The 5,033-nt window shown below is 58.3% G+C and carries 5 protein-coding genes; 1 reads left to right on the top strand and 4 read right to left on the bottom strand.

The features are described 5' to 3' along the window. The 4 genes from NKJ94_RS36880 to NKJ94_RS36865 all read right to left on the bottom strand — a co-directional run. Window positions 1-160: DUF1007 family protein (locus tag NKJ94_RS36880; protein ID WP_352532636.1), on the bottom strand; the 160-nt coding region annotated here is incomplete at its 3' end. Window positions 161-1,490: 1,330 nt separating this feature from the next. Further along, complete coding sequence (copD, locus tag NKJ94_RS36875) at window positions 1,491-2,348, bottom strand: copper homeostasis membrane protein CopD (RefSeq protein WP_023722112.1); 858 nt, start codon at window positions 2,346-2,348, stop codon at window positions 1,491-1,493. Window positions 2,349-2,350: 2 nt separating this feature from the next. Then, a complete protein-coding gene (gene copC, locus NKJ94_RS36870) occupies window positions 2,351-2,692 on the bottom strand; it encodes a copper homeostasis periplasmic binding protein CopC (RefSeq protein WP_023722111.1) in 342 nt (113 codons plus the stop codon). Window positions 2,693-2,969: 277 nt separating this feature from the next. Then, window positions 2,970-3,512 (bottom strand): hypothetical protein, encoded by a 543-nt coding sequence (locus tag NKJ94_RS36865; protein WP_352452020.1) that lies wholly within the window; start codon window positions 3,510-3,512, stop codon window positions 2,970-2,972. Window positions 3,513-4,090: 578 nt separating this feature from the next. Between NKJ94_RS36865 and NKJ94_RS36860 the strand changes: the two genes are divergently transcribed. Then, a partial coding sequence (locus NKJ94_RS36860; protein WP_352532634.1) for an IS110 family RNA-guided transposase occupies window positions 4,091-5,033 on the top strand: 943 nt, incomplete at its 3' end.

Raw genomic sequence — 5,033 nt, 5'->3', positions numbered from 1 at the left:
CGGTGCTGGAAAAGAGGTCGTCGAAACGCCAGAGATGCCGAAGCGACTTGAGCGTTCTGTCTGGACCGACGGTCAGGTCCAGCGTCGCTTCGGCAAACACATGTGGATGGGCGTTCGCTGCCGCGGCGGAAGCGAGCAACAGCGCCGCGCCTGATACCATGCCTGTCAGTTGCATTTTTCGCTCACATTTCGTTCGTCGATTCCGCATCAGGCAGGACACCTGCCATTGCAAGCAGGCCGAAATGGGACGGGCCAAAGCCCATACCAACCTTGATCGATCAGGGCTGTGTTGCCTCATTTAAGGAGGCAGCTACCCAAGGTCGCCCTTCAGCGAATGTTTGAGCATGATCACCGCGATACCAGCAAGGATTGCCAGCACTATCATCCAGATAATCTTTTGCCGATCGCTCAATTTCCTGCTCCTGATCGATTCAGAGCATTCTTATCGCGAGTTCCTTGCAAACGCAAAAAGCCCCGCGTCCCGTGCAGATAACACCAGCTGATCCGCCCTAGTCGTCGCGATCGAGCTTGCAATGACCGTGTTCGATGTGATCCGGACCTTGGAACGTCAAATGGACAAGTGCTTGCGATTGCCGACTGTCAATATGCAGAGTTTGGAAACTTGCATTCCGTTTCTGTCCTCGCCGATTGTTTCGGCATCCGTCCGGGCGAAGAAACGCTCCTCGAATGGCGCGCCGTCGACATCGAATAGCTTTATGGAGCAAGGTTGCACGGACTTGCCATTCAAGTGGCTTTTGTCACCGCGATCATGGTTTTGGCCGGGAGGTCGTCACCGGTCGCCTCCCAGTCCTGGAAGGCGCCTACGTCACCGACGGGGGCAAGTGCTGCGTCGCCGGACAACGGAGTCCATCCGCGTCTCCTGGCCGCAGGACGGTTCGTTCGAAGTCAGGTCCATGGGCAAGACAAATACCGTGAAAAGCTTCCAACGCCAGATCGACATTATCGGCACGCACCAGCGGCGATCTCAGGCATATAGCAGCGAGCGCCGGGATAAAGAGGGGCTTCGACATCAGCACACCGCACGGTCAAAAAATGGACCCTCTGGCACGTTAGTCAAGAGTGCCATTTAGCGGGCCCAGCGGCTGCGACGAGATCGACCTGCATCCGACTGTCGGCGGCTGCGCCGTCGCCCCGTAGTATCATTCGCCAGTTATTCTCCGACGCGGTCCGCATTGAAGACCCGCGATAGCCGTCGAACTTGTGTGTCCATCCCTCGGCCCTCGGGAGGCTTCTCCACCAGGGTGGGGATCAAAGGAGCGATGAACGCTGGCCGGCTGGTGCTGGCAGTTACTCGTTTACGCATGGAATCGTGTCTAGGTCGCAGGCATATATCCGCGCTCCACACGTCCCGACGTTGGTTAAGATCGGCAGCCAGACCGGCCAGCCACTCTGTGCGCCAGGCGGATAGAGGTGAGTGTCGATCGCGAATTGCAGAAACGTTGCCAGCGGATAATTGCAAAGTCAGCGCGTCACGCGTACGGATCCATAAGCCCCAGCGCGCTTACATCCATAAGCACCCCAAACCCGATGATCTGCTCCAGCGCAACGTTGCGAGACAATGTGCCCAAGCTTTTGGCCGGTTCGGATTTCATGCGGCTGACCAGGGCGTATCGGTTGTAGACCGCCAAACCGACCATCGCGACGAATAGGCTGATCTTGAACAGGAGAACTCGACCGTAGCTGTTGCGCGGATCGGGGAACGAGCCAAGCACGAGCCAAGTGTTCATGGCACCCGTCAAAAAAATGAGCGCAACCGCCACCATACCAAAGCGGGAGAAGCGCCACAGGACGGTTTCCACGCCTGCGACTTCGGATGGATGCCGCTGTGCTGCCGCGATAAGCAGGCCGAGGGGCAGGAGGCCACCTATCCACGCCCCGGCACTTGCAACATGGAGAGCTTGAGTCAGTGAGCCTAGAAGGCCCAACGCCGCCGCGTGGCCCTGCCAACCCTCGCAGGTCAGTAGCAAGAAAGCCGGCCCGACGATCAATTCGGGCCGCCCCGAGAAACTGATCACCAGGAGCAGGAGAACGAGCGAAAGGCGAACAAACCAAACAGTTCCGAAGTCGCTTTCCATGAGAACGCCGCGCAAGGTGTCAACCATACCCTCGCGTCCGGAGAGCCCGGCCGTAAAGCACAGCAGCCAAATTGCCGCGAAGATTGCGGCCGCAAGTGCGAGGGCAGGATTGATGTTACGGGGTAGAGGCGCAAGCGCGGGAGCCGCGGTTCTGTCTAGCGCATAGAAAGGGAAGAGTGCCGACCCGAATAGAATCATCACTGAGAGGAAGTAGACCCACCGGGCGAAGGCCAGAGTGCCATCAACGTCCATTTCTACGGTCTGACTTCAAATTTGAAATTGCCCTTCACCTTGTGCCCGTCTGCTGACAGCACGTGCCAATCAACTTGATAAACACCCGGCGCAAGGGACCTTGATACAGGTGCCACCATGTCCTTATCGCGCACCGCGATCTCCGTGGTGATCTTCGCACCATCCGGCCCCGACAGATCGATGCCCGAGAATCGAGCCTCAATGGATTCGCTAAACCGCAGTCCAATCTCGGTGGGCGGAGCGGCAATGGTGCTATTGATCTCTGGAGTAGCCTCGACCAATCGAGCATGCGCAAGCGCCTGGCCCGATAATGGCACGCTCCACAGCGCAAGTGTGGCGATCATTCCGATAGTCCGATTCAACGCGAACTCCTCCCGCGGCGACGGTCATCAAAGACTATGCACTTTCTGACGAGTATACGAATTTGTTGGTGTTGCAGGGCCGCCACCGTTCGAGCTGTCACGAAATTTTCCATTTGCCGGAAAAGTGATGGGAGATCAGGCCAACACGCTACCGACCGCCGAGACTCTCGATTGAAGGTCACGGACGCCGCAAGCGTTTGTAATTATCAGGACAAGCGCGGGCGAAACAAGCGTTTGCGCCCGCGTGACTCCATTTCAGCTACTTAACCGGGATCATGAGATGTGCGTATGGAGTGCCCGGCCACATCACATAGGGCTTGGATGTGTCAGGCTTGGGGTCCGTCGGATAGCCCTGCATCATGTCCATTGCGTTGACGATCATCACATGCGGGCCGGTCTCTATCCAATTGTTGCCTTCCTCGGGCTTCGTCGCATAGGGATCGGTGTTGCTGCCATCGGTACCGCCGGACAGCATGTACATGAAGCCGACCTTGCCCTTGGGCGGCTCCTTCTTTTCCATCCATGCCATCGCCCATTCCATCGCGTTGGCATCGCCGCACATTGGGTCCGGGCCGGGCGTGGACGGGCTGTCCGGCATGCACCAGAAGCCGTTCTTGCCCTCGCGCAAGGTGCGCATGGCGCCCTTTTCATCCGCGGCGTAGACCGCAGCGCCGCTTGCCACGGCAGGGGGTGCAGCAGATTCAGCGCTCTTGATCATCGCAGCGTCGTCGGCGGCTGCGCCTTGCATCGTAACCAAACTGCCTGCCGCCAAAAGGGCAGCGACCGTCAGAAGCCGTTTCATGGCCGTTCTCCGGTTTGAGTTGATCTTGTGCATGATGTCCGACGCACGGCTTTCCAGAGCCGTTTGTCGGTGATTAAGCAGTAGCAGATTACATGCCTCCGGACAATTTACGTTTTAGCGCTGTCTAATGTCTTTGCAGGGGGCGTGCTATTAAACGGGGGCCTTCAAATCGGTCACGAAACTCCTGAGGGTTCACTAACCAAGATGGTGCTGTTCAGCGAGTGGCCAAATTTGCGCGGTTTCCCAGCAACCTTGCTTGCGTCGTCAAATCGCCACCTGCCCTAACCCTAGATTAGTTTCCGTCCACAAACGCCAACATATTGATATTATTGCGTGAATCGGAACTTTGCGCAGGCAAGGCCCGGCGGTTTCAGGTACACTTTGGTCTCATGCCACTGATTCCAAAGCACAATCTGCCACCGCCGGAGCCGACAATGCGCCAAGAACGCACCGTCCAAGATGGGGTATTCGGCTTGCGCCCCATCTTGGCGGAGCGGCATGGAGGTGCTGCGCTTCGAGCTGATGGTAGAACGTGGTCTGTCCGAAACAGCCACAAGCATCAGGAAAGGAAGCGCAGCATGAAACATTATGCAGGATTGGACGTGTCGGTGAAAGAGACGGCAGTGTGCATCGTCGACGAAACAGGCACGGTTTGCCGCGAGATGAAAGTTCCCAGCCATCCGGAGGATCTTGCGCGGGTGCTCAAGGATCCTGCCTGGAACTTTGAGCGGATCGGTCTTGAAGCCGGGCCCTTATCGCAATGGCTGTTCGAGGGTCTTGCCAAAGCCGGCCTGCCGTTGATCTGCATCGAGACGCGTCACACCAAGGCATTCCTGAAGGCGCAGGTGAACAAGACCGACCGCAATGACGCGCGCGGCATCGCACAGATGATGCGGGTCAACCTGTTCCGCCCGGTGCATGTGAAGACCCTGACGAGCCAGAAGCGTCGGGCGTTGCTGACGGCGCGCAAGCTGCTGCAGGAAAAGGCGATTGCCATCGAGAACGACATCCGCGGGCTGCTGCGCAACTTCGGGCTCAAGGTCGGCGTCGTCGGTACGGTCAAATTCGAGCAACGCATCCACGAACTGGTTGAAGGCATGCCTGATCTGGCCGAAATCGTCGAACCGCTTCTCGACGCTCGCGGCAAGCTGCGCCAGCGCTTTGCCACCCTTCACCGCAAAATTCTGGCGATCGTCCGGGATGATGAAGTTTGCCGCCGACTGATGACGACACCAGGTGTAGGCCCGGTCGTGGCTCTGGCCTATACCACCACCATCGACATTCCGGCCCGCTTCCGCAATTCGAAAGCGGTCGGACCGGTTTTGGGTCTGACACCTGTGCTCCATGAGTCGGGCGAAAGCCGCCGGGTCGGCCGGATCTCGTTATGCGGTGACGATATGATGCGAACGCTGCTCTACGAAGCCGCGCAGGTCCTACTGACGCGCGTGACGAAGTGGTCCTGGGTGAAGGCCTGGGCGATGAACGTCGCCAAGCGGCGTGGTCGGCAGAGGGCCATCGTTG

The sequence above is a fragment of the Mesorhizobium sp. M0060 genome (assembly GCF_040323155.1).
Lineage (GTDB): Bacteria > Pseudomonadota > Alphaproteobacteria > Rhizobiales > Rhizobiaceae > Mesorhizobium.
This window is presented reverse-complemented; position numbering and strand designations above follow the sequence as displayed.

Coding starts and splice junctions, on each gene's coding strand:
- copD (WP_023722112.1), bottom strand. CDS start 2,348: ATGGACGTTGATGGCACTCTGGCCTTCGCCCGGTGGGTCTACTTCCTC.
- copC (WP_023722111.1), bottom strand. CDS start 2,692: ATGATCGCCACACTTGCGCTGTGGAGCGTGCCATTATCGGGCCAGGCG.
- NKJ94_RS36865 (WP_352452020.1), bottom strand. CDS start 3,512: ATGAAACGGCTTCTGACGGTCGCTGCCCTTTTGGCGGCAGGCAGTTTG.